Origin of the sequence: Paenibacillus sp. P3E (assembly GCF_001909045.1) — a bacterium.
Taxonomy (GTDB): domain Bacteria; phylum Bacillota; class Bacilli; order Paenibacillales; family Paenibacillaceae; genus Paenibacillus_AQ; species Paenibacillus_AQ helianthi.
Genome location: NZ_LVWH01000166.1, coordinates 51,183 through 73,046, shown reverse-complemented (window position 1 = coordinate 73,046; position 21,864 = coordinate 51,183). Strand labels below are relative to the sequence as shown.

Genomic DNA, 21,864 nt, shown 5'->3' with positions numbered 1-21,864 from the left:
ATATTCGACAAAGTTTAGAGCGAATTCGACAAAATATTAGGTTAAGCACTATTTTTTCCAAAATTCATAGCAATAAACAGTTTTTTATTTTACAAAATTAATATATCCGCTTATAAAACTAAATAGACGCGTTTACAAAACAAAAAACCTCCATCAGCAGAAAGACGGTCTCTGCTAATGGAGGGCTGATTTGGATTTCATAATATTAGTTCATGTCAGAGTATCAGACGTGAATTTCGAATAGGCGGGCGGTCTTGCCCTGCGGGATCGAGACAGTCAGCACGCCAACTAGCTTGTCCCAGCTCCATTCCGAATGATGCTGCTTCGGATAAGCACAGCGTACTTCTGCAGCCTGGCCCTGCAGCCCGGGAATCGGAAGCTTAACCTCTGCTTCTTCTCCGGCAATCCGCCAGACCGCGAGATAGCGTGTATCGCCATGGCGCAGCCCCAAGCTGACCCATTCGCCTTCACTGTCAGGCAGGCCCAGCGGCCAGAACGGCGTCGCCTGCGGGATGTAGGCACGGATGGACTTGTAATAATCCAAGGCTTCCTTCACCAGTTCTCTGCGCCGGGGCTCAAGCTCCGCCAGATGTCCGCTCTGGTGCACACGGAGCAGCAGTGCATTGACCATGTTGAAGATGACTTCTTCATCATCACCTTCACGCAGCGGGTAGGACCAGACGGCCGATTGCTCCGGCGTGAGTGCTGCCGGTGAACCTGCAGCAATGGCCGCGTACTGCACATAGTCCTCCTGATCGCTGGTGGACTGGATGCTGTGCCGGCTGAGCATGGCATAGTCCATTCGCATGCCGCCGCTGGAGCAGTTCTCGATCACCAGATCCGGGTAACGGGTGAAAATGCTGTCCAGCCAGGCTAGATAAGCCCGGTTATGCTGTAGCAGTCCATCGCCGAAGCTGTCAGCATCCGTCTCCGTCCCTATGCCTGCATTGATGTTATAGTCCATCTTGATATAGCCGACACCATACTGCTCCACCAATCTGGCGATGACTCCGTCAGCGTGCGCAATAACCTTAGGACTCCGGTAATCCAGCTGATAGCGGCTGCGGTCCTTCACCCGTTTGCCATGGCGCATGAAGAACCAGCTGTCATCGGTCTCAGCCAGCTTCGGACTGTTGATCCCCATCACCTCGAGCTCCAGCCAGAGGCCGGGAATCATCCCTTTGCTGCGGATATAATCCAGCACATATTTAATTCCCTCCGGGAAGCGCTCGGCGGAGGGCTCCCACTGCCCGACGCCATCCCACCATTCTCCCGGTGCATACCAGCCGGCGTCGATGCAGAAATATTCACAGCCGACATCGGCGGCGGCATCAATCAGGGGCAACAGCTTCTCCGTCGTCGGACTGCCCCACAAACAGTTCATATAGTCATTGAAAATAACCCGCAGCAGCTCGTTATCCTCATTCGGACGGCGGATTATGCGCCGGTAGGCGGTAAGCTGCTCCGCTGCTCCCTGAAAGCCACCCTGCACTGCACCGACGGCTACCGGAACCGAGGTGAATTCCTCGCCCGACTCAAGCTTCAGCCACCAGTGGTTGTCATGCTCGGTCGGTCCGCTGACCAGCAGTGTGAGCTGGTCCACTTGATCGGTCAGCTCCCAGTGCCAGGAGCCGTTATGCTCAATCTGCCAGAACAGGCTTGTCCCGCTCTCCTTGTTGTGCAGGACAGCCATGGGGAGCAGTTCTGCTGCCGACCAAGAGCCGGTGTTGCTGGCGGCGATACGCCTGGAGCCACGGTCCGCCAGATGGGACATGCCCAGCTCCGGCAGGCGGTAGGTCCGCCATTGCAGCTCACTCTGCCATCCGCTGTGGGCAAGGGTGACCTCTATTTTGTCGTTACGGTCTCCGCTCCCTTCCTTATCTACTCCAGTAAGCGCAAAAGTCGAAAGATATTCAACAGCGGCCATTTCCGTGCCTTCGTTCTTCAGCACCGTCCAGCAGCGGACCGTCTGTACGCCGGTATAAAACTGAATATGCTGTTCAGCTCTAATTCTGGTAACCGGGTCAACCAGACCGATCTCCAGCTTGCGGCCAAGTGCATTTACGCTATCCTTATGGCCTGCATATTCCATCCGCAGCCCCGGGTAGGAAGCGCGGTGCGTGCGCCCGTGATACTCATCCCGGTCCTCCCCTGAGAGCTGTAATTCCAGCAGCCGGAACCCCGGTTTGTTCTTCTCTGCAATCACTCCATCCTGCAAGGGCGCTGCGCCAAAATGCAGCAGCCGGACATCCTGCTGCTCCGTAATTTCAATCGTAAGATAAAGTCCGTTTTCGGCAATTTCAATGAGCTTGCTGTCCATATATCATTTGGCCTCCTGACAAATGTGGTTGTCTCTACCCTGTTTTGTGTCTCCTATAATTATAAGGTCTTCCTTTGTATTCGTAACTCTTGATTTCTAGCGTGCCGCAGAAGTGGCGAAGTAACGGAGGGGAAGTTTGGAATTGGAGGAGCGATAGCGTCCGCCTTTGTCTGCGGATTTCAACCGCGAACAGCGGTATAATCAGGAAATCTGTAGACAACAGCGGCCGGAAATCCAAACATTCCCCGCAGTTACGGCAATTCACTTAGTACCTGTCTTTGAATCTGTGTTACATAAAAAAGACGGCTTATCCGGTAAATGAAATCTTACCTTCAAGAGCCGTCCCGGGATGGAAGCGATTCAAATCTTATTGTTCAGCCGAACCGAATTGAATCCAGGCTTTTTGAATTTCATCGATGGCCTGATCCTTGGATTTGCTGCCGCCGATGTATGCCTGCATCAGCTCGCCGAATTTCTGGTGGAAGGTATCCAGAGAGTAGTTAACCGACAAGTCGCCGGATTTTTCGGTTTTAAGGATTTCTACCATTTCCTTAGGCATTTGCAGGTCAGGCATTGGGGCATCCTTGATTGGCGGAATTACTTTTGCCACCGTGGAGAACCAATTTTTACCGTACTCGGAGGTATACAGCCAGTTGAAGAATTCAATGGTATCCTTAGCTACAGCAGAATCCTTGTTAATGCGCAGCGCCTGGTCAGCACCGGTAATGATCTGGGCTTGCTCTGGCTTGTCACTGACCGGATATCCGGCGATGCCCAGATCAAAGTCAGGGGTAATCTTTTTGATGGCTTCTTCATCCCATGCGCCTTTACCCGTCATAAACGCTGCTTTGCCAAGAGCGAAGTCACTGACTTCTGCATTACTATCGCGTTCCAGCGGCTTGTCCGTTCCGTGTTTGACCGTGGTGTCAATGAAGTTGAAGAAGTTGTTGTACAGTACAGGATGATCCTTGAAGGTAGTATCTCCGGCGATGAATTTGCCTACCAGCGTCTTGGCATCCATGCCGGCATCCGTAGCGGCCGCATCCACGAAGTGTTGGAAGATGTGTTTCCAGACCCACCACTCTTTATAAGCATTGGCAAAAGGCGTAATTTTTTTGGCTTCGAGCTTGGTGATGGCATCATCCAGCTGGGCTGTAGTTTTTGGAACTTCGGTAATGCCTGCATCGGCAAGCAGCTTTTTGTTGTACATCAGTACGAACAGGTTGCCTTTGACCGGAAGTCCAAGTACCTTACCATCTGAGGAGGTCATGTTGGAGCGGACCGCATCCGTCATCGCGCCTGCCAACGGTTCATTGGTCAGATCGGCACTGTATTCAGCAAAAGTGTCGATATCTCCGCCGGCTGTAGTCTGGAAGACGTCCGGTGTGCTGCCTGCGGCAATTTTCGATTTGAGGACCGTATTATAGTCGGCCTGCATAATTTCCAGGTTAATGGTAACGTTCGGCTTTACCTTTTTGTATTCGGCAATGTAAGCATTGAAAGCATCAGTGTATTCAGGAGATGCGGTGAACATATTAATCGTGACAGGCTTAGATGAATCTGTAGCCGTATTAGCTGGCGCATTGGTTGCACCTGTGTTGTTAGCGGCATTATTGGTATTATTCCCGCCACAGCCGGCCAGCAGCCCTCCTGCGAGCAGCAGACTCGCGGATAGCGCCATAAATCTTTTTACCTTCATGATGTGTTGCCCCCTTTTCCTCATGTTTCTTGTGGTCTTGGTGTTATTTTAAATAAAAAGAAAAAGGATAAGAATGTACATAAGTGATCTTATGAGGGTAAAAAAGTGTGCTGATGTAACCGTTTCACTTTTCTCCCTCTGTGAGCAGCAGCCGAAATTCAGAAGGTGAACATTCATAGTAATTCCGGAACGCCTTGCTGAAATAGTTCTTGTCCTTATACCCCAGCCTCTCCGAAATATCCTGGATTTTGAGAGCAGGGTCCGACAGCAGATCTTTGGCTTTGTCCATTCTCACCTTTTGCACATACTCATGAATGCCATATCCATATTGGCCCTTGAACAGCTTCATTAAGTATTCTCTGCTCAGGAAGTACTTATCCGTGAACATCGATATTTTAATATTCTCGAAATAATGGTTATCAATGTATGCTTTAATATTTTCCAGCACACTGCCCCGGTCTCCGGCAAGCGATCTGCTGATTTCTCCGGCATACACATCCAGAATTCGGCTAAGCACGGCCTCGAACTCTCCAAAGGTGGCAAAATCACTGCCAATCCCAAGCCCCCGCAGCCCTTGGCGCTTTGTACTGAGTAAACGCTCCGGGACCGCATTCAGCTCCTGGGCGATATCCCCCAGCAAAATAATAAATTCCTGAACGGTCCGGTCCGCTTCGCCCAGGCTGAACTTCTCCGAGGTTTTCCATTTGCGTGTAAAATCGCTGAGGATGCTCTTCGCATGGCCCGTATTTCCGCTCTCCAGGCTGCTTCGGATCAGCGGCATCCGCCCTGTCAGGGAAGGGCTGTCCTTGGCGGCTGGTTTCGTATATCCCACATTCGAGACTACGCTGCTCTTCAGGCTCAGCAGATCAATCCCATCCAGCGCAGACGTAGCCAGCTCATAGGACTGCGCAATGTCCAGACAATCACTGTAAGGCTGTCCAAGCCCGCTCGCACAAATCATCCCGAACAGTTCCTTCAGCGTGGATACCGCCTTCTTCATATGATGAAGCGAGAGAAAAGCCGCATCTTCCCCATAGCTGCCTTTCAAGGTGAAAATGACGATGAATTCCCGCTCGCTTCGGGGACTGGCAAAGCTGAAGGCTTCAAAATGGCCGTCACTGTTCTCGCTCATGACATTAGTTACGGCAAAATGCAGCAAATCCCGGTCCTCATGGAACCGGTGATGACGCACCTGCTCCAGATTGAGCATCCGAAGAACGCCTACAGCGAAATGATTGCCGGGCTTGTCCGCGCCGATCAGCGGCAGAAATGCCTCATTGGACTGGTTCTTGAAGCTGCGTTCAATGATCGACAGATACATCTTCTCCTTCAGCTTCGGAAGGGACATATTCAGTGTGATATTACGGTTAATGAACTCGCTCTCCTTCTTACGTTTGGCCTCGAGCACATCGACAGCCTTCCGCAGCGCACTGTTCAGATCCGTACGGTTAACCGGCTTCAGCAGATAATCCACAACCTTGGAGCGGATAGCCTGCCGGGTGTATTCAAAATCGTTGTAGCCGCTAATTACAATCAGCAGCAGATCGGGGAATTCACTTTCAGCGATTCTAAGCAGCTCGCTTCCGTTCAGCTCCGGCATCTTCATATCCACCAGGGCCAGATCAATCTTATACCCGCGAAGCATTTCCAGCCCCATTTTTCCGTCTGTTGCCTCAAGCACCTGGTCAACGCCCAGGCCCTTCCAATCGCCAAGAATATTGATCGCTTCGCGCAGCGGCTCTTCGTCGTCTATGATCAGAACTTTATACATGTTGTCCCAGCCCTCCCCGCGGTAACCGCATATCCATTTGTGTTCCGTGCTCATTGCTGGCAATAGTAAGCCCCGCTTCGTCACCGTATAAAAGCTTCAGGCGGGTATTCAGATTCTTAAGGCCGATGCTCTCCACATCCCCTTCTTCTGCTGAGCCTCCGCCGCGGTCATCCCACTGAATCTGTAAGGTGCTAATTACCTGCTGCAGCCGCTCTTCCGTTATACCCGGTCCGTCATCCAGTACAGAGATCACGCTATATTCGGGTGTAATATGAGCTTCAATCCGGATAGTAACCGTACTGGATACCTTCTCCAATGCATGCTTGATACAGTTCTCCACCAGGGTCTGAATCGACAGCTTGGGAATTCTCAGCTCCAGAAGACTGTCATCCCAGGCGTATTCCACCTGCATGCGGCTGCCGAAGCGGGCTTTTTGCAGGGCCAGATAACGTTCAATATGCTTCAGCTCCTCCCGCGCCTGCACCACATCTCTGCCGCTGATGCAGTACCTCAGGGTGAGTGCCAGATTATCAACCATCTCGACAATATCATCATTATTGTTTTTGAGTGCCTTGGTGGAAATGGCCTGCAGCGCATTATAGAGGAAATGCGGATTAATCTCCGCCTCCAGTGCCTTGAGCACAGCGTTTTTCTCGACAATTTTCATTTTATAACGCTCATTGATCAGCTCATTAGTTTTTTCCACCATCTTGTTGAAATGGCGTGACAGGTAAGCGATCTCATCACTGCCCTCCACGGTTGCTTCGGCATCAAAGCTCCCGGTACTGAAGCGTTTCATCTGCAGCGACAGGTTCTTCAGGGGACTGGTGATCTTATTGGATGTGAAGCTGACGAGAATGACGGACACCATCAAAAAGAGCAGACCAATCGAATAGCTCAGTTTACGCGTCGTCGTCGCCGCTTCATAGATCTGCTTGTAGGGAATCGGCTTAATGAGCTTCCAGCCTTCCTTTTGGCTGATGTCATACATGACCAGATACTTCTGCCCGCTGTCAGACCAGGTCAAACGTCCGCCTTGGGCCGGAGTCAGCTTCTCCAGCAGCCCCGCTTTTTCACTTTTGAGAACAAATTCACGGTCATCTACCACAAACGGTTGATTGTCGGGACTGACATACATCAGATGCTCCCCCTCATTAAAGGGAATATCCTTCATAATCTCATCCGTCACACTGGAATTGAAATACAGGGACAGCACAGCCTGCGGCTCCCGGGTCACAATGGAACGCAGCAGCCGGTGATAGCCCATGAAGCTTTTCTCAGTATTGATAGGGTAATCGCCACTACTCTCCTCAGGCGACCGATCCATCACGAAGGACTGGTACGAGCGGTTGAAGGGGCTGGCCAGCGCACGCTTGTACCACGACAGATTCTCGATCGGCGGATGCGGTGCCACCCGGACGGTAATATTATAGTTCTCCTTGGTCACATAATAATATTTGTGCTCCTTGATGACGTACAGGTAAATCGCTTCCAGATCATTGCGCGAAAAATATAGATTCTTCAAATAATCCTCTACATACATCTTGGACGCATAGTCCCCGGATTCATGCAGGATCGCGTAGTTGAACTCATCATAGGAGATCTGCGGCAGTGACAGCTGGCTGATCCCGTCCAGATAACTCTCCAGATTACGACCCACCAAAAGCAGGTTGTTACGGGTGCTGGAAATGCTGCTGTTCACCGATTCTTTGCGCAGCATACCGTAGGAAATGAACGTCAGTGAGGTCACAACCAGAATAATGATGATTGTGAACAGCAGGATCAGCTTGTTCGCCAAACGCCGGGAAATCCGCTCCAGCAAAGGCTCAAACAGCTTATATAGGGTTCTCTTGATGATGCCATCCTCCTTCTTGCACGGACTTTGCGGGGAAATGTTCAGTTCACCTTTTTACCCCTAACTGTACTCTTAAATCCATTTTTGAGTATAGGGGTCTGCTCTATAATACACAATATAGACTAACCGGAATGGTTATGTGTGGCAAGCCAGTACAAGACTCCCACCCTATAAATCAAGAAGAGGTGCTTCCATGTTAAAAACACTCGGCAGAAGATGGCGCGAGAAATTAGACTTTGGGCTGTTCACACTCCCCGTTCTAATCTGTATCGCTGTTGCGTTCTACATTCCATTTGTCATGACCATCCGGTATTCCATGACGAAATGGAACGGAATATCCAAACATCCCAAATTCGTCGGCCTGGACAATTTCAAAATGATCTTCTCCGGCGATACTAACTTTTCCAATGCGGCCTGGTTCACGATCAAATATGCAGTGCTCTATATCGTAATCGTCAATGTCTTGGCGATACTGCTGGCCGTACTGCTCGATATGAAGCTGAAGTCCACCTCATGGCTGAGAGCGGCCTTCTTCATCCCTTACATTCTCAGCCTTGTTATCGTCGGCTTCATCTGGAAATTCATCTTCATGCAGGGCTTCAACTCGCTGGGTGACAGTACAGGCTGGTCGATCTTCGGACTGAGCTGGCTGGGAACGCCGGGGCTGGCATTTATCTCGATTCTGGGCGTTTCAATCTGGCAGTCCATCGGGTTCTACCTGGTAATATATATCGCTGGTCTGCAGTCTGTCCCTGAGGATCTTAAGGAAGCAGCCACAGTTGACGGTGCAGGCGCCATGAGAAGATTCTTCAGCATCACACTGCCGCTGCTCGCTCCATCCATAACGATTTCGGTATTTATGGCGCTGACGAACTCGATCAAGGTGTTCGATGTGATTCTGTCGCTGACCGGCGGCGGTCCCGGAGGAACTACCTACAGTATCGCTTACGATATTTACCGGGATACCTTCCAGAATAATCTGTACGGATACGGAACAGCGAAAGCGCTTATCCTGTTCTTGGCTGTACTGGTCGTTACGATCATCCAGCTGACAGTCTTCAAACGAAGAGAGGTTGAGGCATAATGAAAACAAACAACAACAGAGCAGGCCGGATCATTCTCGAAGTGGTTCTGGTTATCCTCTCTCTTCTGTTCCTGTATCCGCTGTTCCTGACCATTATCAACTCGTTAAAAAACTTCAGTGAGGTCATGACCGACGTAATCGCACTTCCGAAGCATCTGACGCTCAGCAACTACTCGTATGTCTGGAAGTTTATCAACTATCCGAGATTGTTCCTGAATAACTTCGTGATTACCGGCCTTGGTCTGCTAGGCATCGTATTCGTCTCATCCATTGCCGCTTATAAGCTGGCACGGACCAAATCCAGACTGAGCGGAATCATCTACTTCCTATGTATCATGCCGATGCTGATCCCTTTCCAGTCCATCATGCTGACCGTGCTGCAAACCGCCAAGAACCTGAACCTCTCCGAGAGCACCTGGGGACTGGGACTGCTGTACTGGGGATTCGGCGCACCGCTGGCTGTGTTCATCTATCACGGTTTTGTAAAAGGAATTCCGCTGGAAATCGATGAGAGCGCCACAATCGACGGAGCCTCCAGCTTCCGGCTGTTCTTCAGTGTCATCTTCCCGCTGCTGAAATCCGTAACGACAACCATCGTCATCATTGACGTGATGTGGATCTGGAATGACTTCCTGCTCCCGCTCCTGATGGTCAATGGTTCACCGGATACAAAGACCCTGACGCTCGCTGCCTACACCTTCGTTGGACAATATACCTCGGACTGGCAGTATGCGATGACAGCGATGGTAATGGCCGTACTGCCTTCCATCATCGTGTTCATCTTCCTGCAGAAGTATATCGTCAAAGGCGTTGTAGCCGGAGCCGTGAAAGGCTGATTCGGATTCAACCTGGAAGCTGCTGCTCAGACAAAAGCCCCGCCCAACAGAGAAATCTGCTTGGGCGGGGCTTTTGTGGTTCTTTTTTTGCTTGATGAGTGGTTGAGAAGCGGACACAGATGACTTTATTTCATGCCTCCGGGCTTAGAATGGGGGTGAATCGGGTAGACCTACTACTACATAGCAGAAATTTGACCCCGAATATCGTCCGCCTATTTCCGTAGTGCCACCCGGTACACCGGAATAGCTGTAATGCTGTGGAACACAGCGGTCGCTTCCCCGGTAAACTGCTTCTCGACCGCCATCGCGGCATCTGCCGCCACAGTCGTGACTCCCTTACGCAGCGGTGTAGTCTCGAGGATGATCTCTCCGCTTCTCAGCGTATCCCTGAAGCGGGACAAGCCGATCTCCCATGGCGCGCCGTTATAGAAATGATCGTGGAAGAGTTGGCCGGCCGCAAAGGCATAGCCGACATTACCGGTGTAATCGATGCTTAACAGCACCTCTTCCACACCCTCCAGGAGGTCCGGAGCAAGTTGAAGCGCGATTTTGTGGTCATGAATCCGGTGGATACCCAGCCGGATCTCCTTAGCCGGGAGTTCCAGATCGAAGCTGTGGAACCACTCCTCTCTATGCTGCGCAATCGAGCAGGCGGCGTGCGCCGTTGTCCACCGGGCAGGCGCCGCCGGACCGCCAGCATATTCCCGGAAGGAGAAGCTGCTCTGGCCGCTGCTGAAGAATTCAATGCCGTCCTGCGTCTGTACAGGCGGAACCTCCGAGAAAATAATCCGCTGCTGCCCTTCATCCTCCATCTCCCACAGCATGGCGGCTTCTCTGGCATTCATGGCGTATATCCGGATCTCCCGGGCTCCGTCCTGTGTAATCCGGATCATTCCCGGGCGGTCATGCGGAATAAGAACCGTGTACTCGTTCTCCGCACCTTTTTCGACCGTACCCGTGTCTGCTGATATGCCGGTAATGGCCGCATGTGCATCAATCAGAAACTCCCCGTCCACACCCTCCGGCATCGAGAAAAAGTAAGTAGCCGCTTCCGCAGACTCCACCCGCGTCACTGGCTGGGCTGTAGCAAAGCGCAGGTTCAGTCCGTCCAGTGCAAAGTTGAAGGGAAAGATGAACGACGCGTTTTTGCGGACCGTTAGCGAGCTTTTTCTTGGGAATTCAATGGATTCGTCAGCCAGCAGAATGGCGAATCGGACATCCTCATGGGTGTCCATCACAACATGATCCTGATAGTTGTTCACGAACAGGAACCCGACTTTGCCGTCTGTGCGGACGGCATACCGCAGCGTATGTGCGTCTTCAGGAGTAATGGTCTCCGCACCATCCGGCAGGACGGTGGCCATTGGCGCAAGCCGTTCCCCGAACCGGTGCAGGAAATAATGCAATGGCCGCAGCAGATGGCCCGAATCCCGGATCTGCCCGAACTCTCCGATCGGTGCCTGGAAATCATACGTGATTCTTGGCGTGGTGCTCTCATTCAGGTAGCCCGTTTTCCCTATTGGATTCGTACCGCCATGGAACATATAATAGCCGACAAAATTGCACCCGCCCCCAATCTTCATCAGGCTCATTGCCATCACACTTTCCGGCTCCACCTGGAACCGCGACAGATACCAGGTCTGCATCCCTCCGCCCATTTCACAGCAGGCAAACGGATATTTAGTCTTGGGATAGGGAGGATTGAATTCACCCGTCTCAGCAGCTTCATTATGATAATTCACAAATACATACTCCGGTGTCGGATTCTGGTCAGGATTCTGCTCGCTGATGCTCCACGGCGTATAGGCATAGCCGCCGTACAGCGGTAGCACCTCATCCTCCAAAAATGGCGCAGCGCCCCAGCCTGTACTGGTATAGAAAGGCGCAACCATTCCTGCCTCCTCTGCATACTGCTTAAGCAGACGCATATGCTCGGAGCCGGCTTCGCCGCCAAGTCCGCCGCTCAGGTATTCATCCCCTTGCTTCGCAGTCAATTCCCACAAAGCTGCAGCAGCATTGAATTCGTTCTCCAGCTGAATGCCAACCACCGGCCCTCCATCTTTGAACATCTGCCCTGCGGCCTGTATTCCAATCTCATGGAACAGCCTGTGGACATAATGCAGATAGCCTTCATCGTTGGAACGCACATCGAAGGAACGCCCGAACAGCCAGTCCGGCAGCCCGCCGTTGCGGACTTCCCCATGGCAGAAGGGACCCACGCGCAGGATGACATATATTCCATTCTGTGCGCACAGCTCTACGAATTTCCGCACATTGCGGTTGCCCTGCCACTCGAAGACCCCTTCGATTTCCTCATGATGATTCCAGAAGATGTAGGTAGCCACAATATTGATTCCGGAACTTTTCATCTTACGGATCTCCGTCTCCCAGCAGTCTTCCGGGTAACGGGAATAATGGAATTCGCCGCAGATGGCAAAATACGGCTTGCCGTTCAGTTCCATATAGTAGTTGGTGAAGCTGATGTGATCTCCCCGCGGATGGGTTCCGCCCAGCCGTAAAGTCGCCGGATAAATGTCTTTCGGGGCAATGCCCGCATGAATGGTATAACTCATATTTTGCAGCTCCTTTTCTATATAAATAAGGACTGCCCCAAAGCAAATGCTTTGGAGCAGCCCGGAAGCCGTTACATAAGCTTCACTCTTATTCAGCTATTATTTTTTTGCAGCCAGGAAAGCATCGATTTGGGCTTGCATTTCCGTCTGAACCTTGTCAATACCAGCGGCTTTCAACTGCTTGATCAGGTCAGCCCGGCCTTTATCGATATCATCAATCAAACCATATTCCAATGGAATAGCGTAGCGGAGCATTACGTTTCCGATATTCGCCACTTCGTTCTTCACTTTTGCGGAGTCGAAGACAAAGGTTTCCAGCGGGAAGTGGTACACGCTTGACTGCCAAGTGTTGAACATATCGTCAGCTTCTTTCGGATAAGCCGCATCTTGACGGTTCAGCGGGGAATTCCAGCCCCAGTTCGAGAAGCCTGTGTAATTCGCAGCCGCAGGGCCGGCAGTGAACTTGTCATCGCCCTGAGGAACATAGTTGGTTCCGGCAATACCGTACATCGTCAGATCGTGGATTTCCTTGTCATTCTGCAGCAGATCAATCAGCATCAGGGAACGTTCAGCGTTCTTCGAGGTCGCATGAATGGACATCCCGTTCTGGGTTGCGATGGCAGCAATTTTCTTCTTATCTGGAGTAAGGTCGGCAATGGCCAGCTCCACATCCGGTTTGTCACGGCGCATTTCAGCAAGGTTAGCTGCTACAGTACCCAGGTTGTGGGCATAAGAGGAAACCTTCTCTGCTTTGACATCCTGCCATACATCATTTTTGTTACTCACTACGTTTTTGGACCATGCGCCATTGTCGGCCAGATCTTTATAGTATTTCAGCAATGATGTGAATTCTGGAGTGTCATAAATGTCGAATACTTTGCCGGTTGCATCATCCAGCTTGTAAGCCAGTGGCAGCAGGTTCGCATCCACCAGGTTGAAGTTGTTGTTCTGCTCCAGCAGAATTTGATCCAACTCATGGAACTTCCAGCCATCGGCAGGTTTTGCTCCGAACGCATTCATGCCTTTTTCATTCTTAGCAATCGTTTTCAAGTAATTGGCATAGGTTTCAGGACTGTTGATTGCCGGAAGATTGTATTTCTTGCGCAGGTCTTCACGATACAGGACAACTTTGTCGGTAACTTCCACATTATTGTTCGGAACCATGTATAGCTTGCCGTCCACTTTCGCTTGTTCCCAGTTCACTTTAGGCATCGCTTCCCAGGTTTTTGGCATATACTTGGACAGCATATCATCCGTCAGCTCCAGAAACCCGCCTTTGAGTGCCTGATCGTTATAGAAGGCCCAGTTCGCTGTATACACGAGGTCAAAATCCTCATTCGCTGCGAATTTCAACGGGTACTTCTGGGTCCAGTCCGACCAGTCCAGGAATTCCGTTTCAACCGTGGCATTGATTTTTTCTTTCAATTTGGTGTTGAGCTCTCCGAATACCTTGTCGTAATCGCCAGGCTGGCCGCCGATCAGAAGCATTTTGAGCTTGACCTCTTTGGAAGTGTCAGGAGCGCCGGAATTCGTGGCTGCCCCTTCTGTAGCTTTTGCTCCGGCGTTTGTGGCTTCCGCAGCTGTATTGTTGTTGTTGCCGCCTCCGCATGCACTGAGGATTGTACCCAGTGTCATCATCGTTGCCAGCGTAACTGTAAGTTTCTTTTTCTTGTTTGTCATGGCAGATAGTGCCCCCTAATGAATTAGTATTGGGTTTATATTGTATTGATAACCGGGTTGCCCCGGAATTATCCTTTGACAGCACCAACAGTGAGCCCTTGCACAAAATACTTTTGAATGAATGGATAAGCAAGCAGGATAGGTCCTGTAGCTACAATCGTCATGGCCATCTTCAAGCTTTCTGTAGGCAGATCGGAATTTACTACCGCACCCGAAGCCATCATGGCCTTACGCATGCCATCCATGTTACCCAGCATTTTGTAGAGATAATATTGCAGCGGCATAAGCTCGGACTTGGAAATAAAGAGCAATGCATTATACCAGTCATTCCAGTAGGCCAGTGCGATGAACAGGCCGATGGTCGCCAGCGCAGGCTTGGACAAAGGCACTATCAGCTGCATGAAGATCCGGAAGTCACCCGCTCCGTCAATTTTGGCAGATTCCGTAATGGCATCCGGGATGCTGCTCATGAACGACTTCATTACGATAATGTAGAATACATTCATCATCATGGGCAGAATCAGTACGAGCAGCGTGTCTTTCAGATGCAGGTAGTTGACGATCATCAGATACCAGGGCACCAGACCCCCGCTGAACAATGTGGTGAAGAAGAAGAAAAATGAGAAGCGTCCACGCCATTTAAAATCTCTCCGCGACAGCACGTAAGCTGTCATTGAAGTCAGGAACAGTCCGAACAAGGTGCCGATTAAGGTTACAGAGATCGTTACGCCGTAAGCTCTGAGCATATCAGCCGGATACTTAAACAGCAGGCTGTAGGCATCTGTGGAAAAATCAGTCGGGATTAGCTGGAAGCCTTTCTCGATAATCGTACTCTCCTCGCTAAGAGAGGAGGACACCACCAGAATGAAGGGAAAGATACAGAATATTGCAAGCAAGGTAAGTGACACATATCCGATAATCGACAATAGCAGACGGTCCGTATTAACACGCTTGCGCACCTTTGTGGTTTGAATCTTTGCAGTAGTACTCATGGCATTACCTCCTTTTCTTAGAATAGGGCACGGTCTTTATCGTATTTGCGTACAGCATAGTTGGCCAGCATGATCGTTACAAAACCGAGCAGGGATTGATAGAAGCCTGCCGCAGCGGACATTCCAATCTCATTCGAGGTTGTGAGCGACCGGAAGACGAAGGTATCAATAACGTCCGTGGACGAGAACAGCAGCCCGTTGTTACCGACCATGTTGTAGAACATCCCGAAGTCACCCCGGAAGATGTTGCCGATAGCCAGCAGAACCAGAATGATCACTGTAGGCATCAGGTTCGGAACCGTAATCTTCATAATCCGCTGGAAAATATTCGCACCATCAATTTCGGCTGCTTCGTACATTTCTGTATCAATGCCTGTGATCGCCGCCAGATACATGATCGTTCCATACCCCAGTGTCTTCCAGGCAGACACAACCACGAGAATAACCGGCCAATAAGAGGCAGTATTGTAAATGTCCACCGGCTGCATACCGAGACCCTTCAGCAATACGTTCACGGTACCCACATCGAAGTTGAACAGGTTGTATGCGATGGCTCCAACCACAACCCAAGAAATGAAGTAAGGCAGGAATAGCATCGTTTGGGTAATCTTCCGGAACCATTTGCCGGCGACCTCAAACAGCAGGATGCCCGCAAAAATTTGAAGCACGTTGTTCACAACGATAAATGCAATATTGTACAGCGCCGTGTTTCGGGTTACGCGCCAGGCGTCACCAGAGCCAAAGAAGAATTTAAAGTTATCCAGTCCGTTCCACGGGCTGCCGAAGACACCGCCCGTGTAGTTAAATTGCTTAAACGCCAGTACAATACCCGCCATGGGCACGTAAGCGAATAACAGGAAGAACAATACCGCAGGAGTCAGCATGAGTAGCAAAGCTTTGTACTTCTTGACATCATCCCAGAATCCGTGTTGTTTCTGTTTCATCTCGAATCCCCTTTCCATGTCACTTTTCTCTATAGCTTTATTATAGAGAACCGCTTACCTGGTGTGGATTCAGCCCATCAACTAAAAGTAATACTTTTTCAACGATCGGTTGAAACCGTTGCTTTTCTAAAAATGCAAAAACGTTGCCCGGGGTCTGAAAACGGCCAGGGCAACGTTTTTGCGGTTATATTTTATGCTTTTTGCGGTACTCACCCGGCGTCATGCCCGTAATCTGCTTAAACTGCCGGTTGAAATAGATAATGTTCTTATAGCCCATACGTTCGGCGATCTCATATATTTTGAGAGTCGGATCGCTAAGCAGCTCGGATACCCGGTTCGTCTTGCGTTCATTCACGTATTCACTGAAGGGAAGCCCATATTCCTCCTTGAACAGATAGCCCAAATAATTAGGAGTGAAGTCGAAATGGGCCGCCACCTCTTTTAATGTAATCTTCTTCTCCAGATTCTCCTCCACATAGCGCATAATCTCATCAATCAGCTTGCGCTTCTGCCGCTGCCGCTTCACGTACAGCAGCTCCGATAGCTCGAAGAACCTGCGCCGCATCCAGGAGAGGATATCATGGATGGTCTCGAACTGGAACAGGATATCCGGCTGATGGGATTCCCATTGCAGCAGCTCGTACAGATTCTCGTTCTGCTGCTGAAGGTCGGCATGAAGCTTAGAGGTAATGCGGATGATCAGCTCGTAGACCTCCTTCCTTCCGGCGCCGGGAAGGTCCTTCGTGAACAAAACCATCAGATGATCATCTATCGCTACGAGATCATACTGGATGATGGCCTCCAGCAGCTGATCTACCGTTTGTTCAATTTGCCCGCCGGGTGTTCCCCTTGGTGAAGATTGTATGGTGTCGCGAATCAGGCGGTTCTTGCCCAGCAGCCACTTCGCACTAAGCGCCGCCTGCGCTTGCTGATAGGACCCGTGCAATCCTGCCTCTTCTGCGGCATACTGTCCTACACCTACAGTTACCGTGCAGGGTGATGAATCTGCTACTTTGCGGATCAATTCCTCCAGCAGACTCAGAAAGCTGTCCTGCGGGAGTGAAGACAGAATGACAAACCGGGTATGGTGGACAGCAATCCAGATGCCCAGCTTAGCATCCTCGGCAAAGGCTTTAATCACCCCGGCAATTTGCCGCGTAATGCTCCGGGTGTCTTCCTCGGACCAATCGCGCATTTTCCACTCCAGATCATCGATCTCCACAACCGCCGCCGCTGCGCCTTTCTGCAGCAAGGGATTGAGGAGACTCCGCAGATGCGGCTCTGCTGGCTCAGGCGAGGCCTCATCGAACCAGCGCAGAAGCAGCTCCTTGTTCACCAGGGACAAGGCTTCGGTGAAGGAGCGGTCCTGCTCTCTTTCCTGCTCCATGTTGGTGCAAAGTGTCCGCAGCATTTCGTACAGGTCCTTATCTTGAACGGGCTTCAGCAGATATCCCGAAGCATTGATCTCAATCGCTTCCTTGGCATAACTGAAATCCTCATGTCCACTGATGAACACAATTTTGGTCTTAGGACTCAGCGCTTTGGCCTTGCGCGCAAATTCGGTTCCGGTCATAATCGGCATCCGGATGTCAGATAAAATAATATCAACCTGTGCTTCCTCCATAATTTTCAGCGCATTAAAGCCGCTGCTCGCGGTGCCCACTACGTTAATATTCAATCCGCTGGCCAGCACCCTTCGGCGCATCCACTCCAGATCAATGGCTTCGTCGTCCACCAGCAATACGTTAATGCTCATATCTTAATGTTCCTCCTGTGTCAGTACAAGCTGCAAATTATGGGGCAAATTCTACATCCTGTTCCTCGTTGTCCTTCATCCCGGCGGGAAGCAGCAGTTGAACAGTTGTGCCTGCGCCATAATAGCTCGCAATGGTCACTCCGTAGTTGTCCCCGTATCTAAGCTTGATCCGCTCATTCACGTTCTTCACTCCATAGCCCCCGGCCTGGCTCGGTCCTTGCATCATTCGTTTGATGTCCGCAGGGCGCATGCCAATTCCATTGTCGATGATTTTCAGTTCAAGATTACTGCCTATCCGCCGGCCGGTCAGACGAATCGCAATCGTCTCCCCAAACCAAGCATGCTTGAAAATATTCTCAACAAAAGGCTGCAGCACCAGCTTGATAACCTGCATGTGCAGAATTTCCTCGTCTACATCCACATATACCGTGAACGCATCCGCATATTTGACCCGCTGGATTTCAAGGTACGTAGCGACCTGCTCCAGTTCCTTCTCCAGTTCAATATAGACATTACCCTGATTCAACGTTAACCGGTAAAAGCGCGAGAGTCCCTGTACCATCCCTGTGACTTTGTCAATCTCCCCGAGATTTGCCAGGCTGCTTATCGTTGAAAGTGTATTATACAAAAAATGCGGATTGATCTGCGCCTGCAGCGCTTCCAGTTCCGCTTGCTTCTTTTGGATGCCCTGCACATACACGCTGTTGATCAGCTCCTGGATATTGGTTGCCATCACATTGAAGGAATCCGCGATCTGTACAAATTCATCATTGCCCGAGAAGCGGATACGCTTCTGGAAGTTCCCTTCCTGGAAGGACCGCATTAGTCCCACGATCCGGCTCATCTTGCGTCCGGACAGCCGTGCCACCACATAGCCAATCACCGTCATCACTAGGAAGCTAAGGGCACATACTGCAAAAATTACACGGCGCAGCCTGCCGGCATCCTTCGTTAAATACGTATAGGGCACCAGAGATTCGATGACGAAGCTGCTGCCGGGGATCTTTTCATGCAGACTCAGGAAATTACTGCCCGGTTCATCATAATTCGCCGTGCCGCGCTGGAACAGAATATCGCCGGTGGTCTCTTCCACAAGCCGGAGGGTAATTCCCTCCTCCAGCGGGAAGGTGTCAAAGCCCCCGAACAGATCCTCAAGGGATACGGTGATCCGAACATAGCCGATCACTGTTTTATAATCGCTGAAATTAACCAGTCTGCGGACATGCGAAAGGTTACCCAGCTTCTTGTCCGTATCAATCTGCAGCCAGAGATTGTCCCGTTTCGAATCTTTGAGGGACTTGTACCACTCGCTATCTGCGATATCCTTAAGCGGCAGAATATAATAATCACTGTCTAAGATCGGCTCATTCAGATTGTCGCCGGATACAATGTTCAGATCACTGTTTGGCGTATAGAGCATGAAACGGATCTTGTTCCCGAACAGCTGCAGCGGTGCCGTGATCTGCGGAACGATCTGGTCGATCATGGCGAGATAGATATCAAACGGCGTACCTTTGAGCTCAAGAGCGCGCTGAAACGGCTGGCTGCCGAACAGATTATCCGACATTCGCTGAATTTCGTCCATTTGGTAGCGGATATTGTTCCTTGACTGCTCCATTCCCGTCCGGATGTTCGACTCAGCCATCTCCGTCCGCGAATCAGTAAGCATGGAATAGGAGATATAGCCGATAGTTACATCGGTCAGAAGAACCAGCAGCAAATAGGGAACCATCATTTTATAGGTGAAAGGCATATATTTCTTCAGCTTGGGCATCAGTTGCAGAACATCCTTTGGTATGGATTTCGGTATGTCTATATTAACGTCCCCATGCCCAGAAATAAATAGGCATAAGAAGAAATGGCTTCGCCGTCCTCTGAAAGAGGCGGCATCCGTTTCAGTCGAGAAACACAGCAAAAGCGCCGGAATTCCTTCCGTCGCTGGTTTCTTTCTATTTTAGAGCCGTTAATGCATGTAATACTACTTCTGCCGGTGCAAGTCCTGTTGATACTGCCCGCACGGTAATCGGACCTGCTTCGGCGGTAGACTGGATCAAGGCCAGGCACCAGCCATTGAATGCCCGGCGGACGGGTGCCTTATCCGGCTCATGGCTGCTGGGATTGCCGTTGCCTACCCCAAGAAGAATTCCGGCACCTTCCACTTCGAAGCGGATTTCAGGGTCTGCGGTTGGAACAATATGCCCCTGTTCATCCACTACAGCCACGCGGACCGGAATCGTATCCGAGCCGTCTGCTTCAACCTCAGTCCGGTCAGGGTACAGGCAGATCTGATGCGGCTGGCCTGCCGTAACCACCGCTTTCTCAGCGACGATCCGGCCATCGCGTGTTCCAAGCGCTTTTAGCTCTCCGGGTTCATAGATGACTTCCCATGACAAATACCCTGCCCGGTCAACCTGCTGTTCACCCAGACTTCTGCCATTCAGAATCAGTTCAACTGTAGCGGTATTGGAGAACACCCTCACTTCTACCGGCTGTCCCTCAGAACCCGGCCAATTCCAATGCGGCAGCAGATGAACCATAGGCTCGTCCTTCCAGACGGCCTGCATGTAGTAATAGCTGTCCTTAGGGAAACCGCAGGTGTCCATCAGCCCGAAATGGGAATTCACACATGGCCACAGGTAAGGGGTGGGCTCTCCGCGGTAGTCGAACCCGGTCCACATAAATACCCCGGTAAGAAAACGGTTGTTCAGAGCATCGCTCCACGCCTGCTGCGGGGTGCAGCCCCACGAAGGAATATTCGTGCCGTATTCGGAGCAATAGCCGCGCACCGGATCATCCGCGTAGATGCCCCTGGTAACCGTATAGCTCGCGCATTCACTGCCGATCATAGGGTGCTCCGGATGCAGCTCATGGTCCCGGATATCCAGATGATCCCGGTGTCCGTAATTGTAGCCTGTAATATCAACAACCTCATTGTATCCATTCTCATACCAGCCATGATTCATAGCCGCTGAGGTCGGGCGCGTTGGATCGATCCGGCGGACGGTATCCGCGAGCGTCTTCAGAATACGTCTGCCGGTTACGGTGCCTTCCAGAACCTCCTCATTCTCCAGATTCCAGATCATGACAGATGGATGATTGCGGTCCCGGTACAGCATCCGCTTCAGCTGGGCTATGCCATTCGGGCTGCTGTCGAGCTTGCGGTTCTCATCCATCACCAGTAGTCCCATCCGGTCACAGAGATCCAGCAGTTCAGGGGTAGGCGGATGATGCGCACTGCGGTAGCTGTTAGAGCCCATCTCTTTAAGCAGCTTCAGCTTATATTCAATGATACTGTCAGGCAGCGCCACTCCCACTCCCGCAAAATCCTGATGATTGCAGGTGCCTTTGATCAGCAGCGGTTCTCCATTCAGGAAAAAACCTTGCTCCGGATTAAACCGGATGCTGCGGATGCCAAAAGATGTCTCATACCGGTCCACCACGGTTCCCTCATGTTCTAGGATGGATATGGCTTTATAGAGGTACGGATACTCCGGCGACCACAGCGAAGGCTGCTCCACTGTGCAAATCTGCTCAAGCTCCGTCTCCCCGTACCCGTCCACAACGGCTTGCGCCGCAGAAGCAGCTACCTGTCTGCCGGCAGCATCATATATTTCTGTGTGCAGCGAGACCGCCCGGCCTTCTGTATATTCATTGCAGATACGGGTGCTGACATGCACCCTGGCCTGCTGCTCCCCCACATCCGGTGTCGTGATATAGGTTCCATACTCCGCTACATGGAGGCGGTCCGTCTCTTCGAGCCACACATGGCGGTAGATGCCGCAGCCCTCATACCACCATCCCTCATTCTCCAGCGCGTCTACCTTGACTAATATGACATTCTTGCCTTCCCCGCCATAACGAAGCACATCGGACAGATCATAGGAATATCCGGTGTATCCTCCCCGATGCTCGCCAATGAAATGTCCATTGACCCATACGGTGCTCACACCCGAAACTCCGTCGAAGGATACCGTCCATTTACGCGCTGCCCCTTCTGCCGGCAGCTCGAAGCTTTTGCGGTAAAACCCGATTCCACCCGGCAAATAGCCATGGCTGCCATCCCTCGAGCCGAGCGATGCATCCTGGACATACTGCTGCTCTACACACCAGTCATGCGGCAGCGATACTCGCACCCACTCCAGCTGCTGATGGCCCATCCCTTTATCGTTAAAAGCAATATCCAGCCATTCTCCCTCCCGCAAGGAACTACAGTCGGTAATCCCGCCTGTCATTCCGGCCTTGACTGCATACGGAATGCGGATATCCCCTTTGTAAAAACTCCACTCCTCATCAAACCGGCTTCTGCATCTCCCTGCTGCCACACTCACTAACGACCGCCTCCTTACTAGACTAT

Annotated in this window: 13 protein-coding genes; 2 read left to right on the top strand and 11 right to left on the bottom strand. The window is 51.2% G+C overall.

Translation table 11 applies throughout. From position 1 onward, the window contains the following. Positions 1–223: 223 nt before the first annotated feature. From A3842_RS16045 to A3842_RS16030, 4 genes are all read right to left on the bottom strand, one after another. Positions 224–2,320 carry a glycoside hydrolase family 36 protein gene (locus tag A3842_RS16045; RefSeq protein WP_074102050.1) on the bottom strand — a complete coding sequence of 699 codons (2,097 nt, stop codon included), beginning with the start codon at positions 2,318–2,320 and terminating at the stop codon, positions 224–226. 367 nt (positions 2,321–2,687) lie between these two features. Beyond that, complete coding sequence (locus A3842_RS16040) at positions 2,688–4,019, bottom strand: ABC transporter substrate-binding protein (protein ID WP_074102049.1); 1,332 nt, start codon at positions 4,017–4,019, stop codon at positions 2,688–2,690. Positions 4,020–4,143: 124 nt separating this feature from the next. Then, positions 4,144–5,790: a response regulator transcription factor gene (locus A3842_RS16035; RefSeq protein WP_074102048.1), complete on the bottom strand. Its 1,647-nt coding sequence runs from the start codon at positions 5,788–5,790 to the stop codon at positions 4,144–4,146. Next, positions 5,783–7,612 carry a sensor histidine kinase gene (locus A3842_RS16030; RefSeq protein WP_256701720.1) on the bottom strand — a complete coding sequence of 610 codons (1,830 nt, stop codon included), beginning with the start codon at positions 7,610–7,612 and terminating at the stop codon, positions 5,783–5,785. Before A3842_RS16030 ends, A3842_RS16035 begins: the two co-directional genes overlap by 8 nt. 226 nt (positions 7,613–7,838) lie before the next feature. On the opposite strand from A3842_RS16030, the gene A3842_RS16025 reads away from it, so the two are divergent. Continuing rightward, entirely contained in the window at positions 7,839–8,729 is an 891-nt protein-coding gene (locus tag A3842_RS16025) for a carbohydrate ABC transporter permease (protein ID WP_074083946.1), read from the top strand. Next, positions 8,729–9,565: a carbohydrate ABC transporter permease gene (locus A3842_RS16020; RefSeq protein ID WP_074083945.1), complete on the top strand. Its 837-nt coding sequence runs from the start codon at positions 8,729–8,731 to the stop codon at positions 9,563–9,565. The genes A3842_RS16025 and A3842_RS16020 overlap by 1 nt, the downstream gene beginning before the upstream one ends. 212 nt (positions 9,566–9,777) lie before the next feature. Here the strand turns inward: A3842_RS16020 and A3842_RS16015 are convergent, their stop codons facing one another. From A3842_RS16015 to galA, 7 genes are all read right to left on the bottom strand, one after another. Continuing rightward, the gene (locus A3842_RS16015) at positions 9,778–12,138 is read right to left on the bottom strand and encodes a beta-galactosidase (RefSeq protein WP_074102047.1); all 2,361 of its coding nucleotides are present in this window, start codon (positions 12,136–12,138) and stop codon (positions 9,778–9,780) included. Positions 12,139–12,237: 99 nt separating this feature from the next. Further along, complete coding sequence (locus A3842_RS16010; RefSeq protein WP_074083943.1) at positions 12,238–13,818, bottom strand: ABC transporter substrate-binding protein; 1,581 nt, start codon at positions 13,816–13,818, stop codon at positions 12,238–12,240. Between the two features lie 68 nt (positions 13,819–13,886). Then, positions 13,887–14,810 carry a carbohydrate ABC transporter permease gene (locus A3842_RS16005; RefSeq protein ID WP_083609612.1) on the bottom strand — a complete coding sequence of 308 codons (924 nt, stop codon included), beginning with the start codon at positions 14,808–14,810 and terminating at the stop codon, positions 13,887–13,889. 17 nt (positions 14,811–14,827) lie between these two features. Next, positions 14,828–15,754, bottom strand: coding sequence for an ABC transporter permease (locus tag A3842_RS16000; protein WP_074083942.1), 927 nt, complete (start codon positions 15,752–15,754; stop codon positions 14,828–14,830). A 184-nt stretch (positions 15,755–15,938) separates the two neighbouring features. Next, entirely contained in the window at positions 15,939–17,510 is a 1,572-nt protein-coding gene (locus A3842_RS15995; protein WP_074102046.1) for a response regulator, read from the bottom strand. A gap of 37 nt (positions 17,511–17,547) precedes the next feature. Next, on the bottom strand, positions 17,548–19,284 hold the full coding sequence (locus tag A3842_RS15990) for a sensor histidine kinase (RefSeq protein ID WP_074102045.1): 1,737 nt from the start codon (positions 19,282–19,284) through the stop codon (positions 17,548–17,550). A gap of 175 nt (positions 19,285–19,459) precedes the next feature. Further along, positions 19,460–21,838 (bottom strand): beta-galactosidase GalA, encoded by a 2,379-nt coding sequence (gene galA, locus A3842_RS15985; protein WP_074102044.1) that lies wholly within the window; start codon positions 21,836–21,838, stop codon positions 19,460–19,462. Positions 21,839–21,864: the final 26 nt, after the last annotated feature.

What these genes read in the sequence shown, in the direction of transcription:
- A3842_RS16045 (WP_074102050.1), bottom strand. Translation starts at nt 2,320, where the DNA reads ATGGACAGCAAGCTCATTGAAATTGCCGAAAACGGACTTTATCTTACG.
- A3842_RS16040 (WP_074102049.1), bottom strand. Translation starts at nt 4,019, where the DNA reads ATGAAGGTAAAAAGATTTATGGCGCTATCCGCGAGTCTGCTGCTCGCA.
- A3842_RS16035 (WP_074102048.1), bottom strand. Translation starts at nt 5,790, where the DNA reads ATGTATAAAGTTCTGATCATAGACGACGAAGAGCCGCTGCGCGAAGCG.
- A3842_RS16025 (WP_074083946.1), top strand. Translation starts at nt 7,839, where the DNA reads ATGTTAAAAACACTCGGCAGAAGATGGCGCGAGAAATTAGACTTTGGG.
- A3842_RS16020 (WP_074083945.1), top strand. Translation starts at nt 8,729, where the DNA reads ATGAAAACAAACAACAACAGAGCAGGCCGGATCATTCTCGAAGTGGTT.
- A3842_RS16015 (WP_074102047.1), bottom strand. Translation starts at nt 12,138, where the DNA reads ATGAGTTATACCATTCATGCGGGCATTGCCCCGAAAGACATTTATCCG.
- A3842_RS16010 (WP_074083943.1), bottom strand. Translation starts at nt 13,818, where the DNA reads ATGACAAACAAGAAAAAGAAACTTACAGTTACGCTGGCAACGATGATG.
- A3842_RS16005 (WP_083609612.1), bottom strand. Translation starts at nt 14,810, where the DNA reads ATGAGTACTACTGCAAAGATTCAAACCACAAAGGTGCGCAAGCGTGTT.
- A3842_RS16000 (WP_074083942.1), bottom strand. Translation starts at nt 15,754, where the DNA reads ATGAAACAGAAACAACACGGATTCTGGGATGATGTCAAGAAGTACAAA.
- A3842_RS15995 (WP_074102046.1), bottom strand. Translation starts at nt 17,510, where the DNA reads ATGAGCATTAACGTATTGCTGGTGGACGACGAAGCCATTGATCTGGAG.
- A3842_RS15990 (WP_074102045.1), bottom strand. Translation starts at nt 19,284, where the DNA reads ATGCCCAAGCTGAAGAAATATATGCCTTTCACCTATAAAATGATGGTT.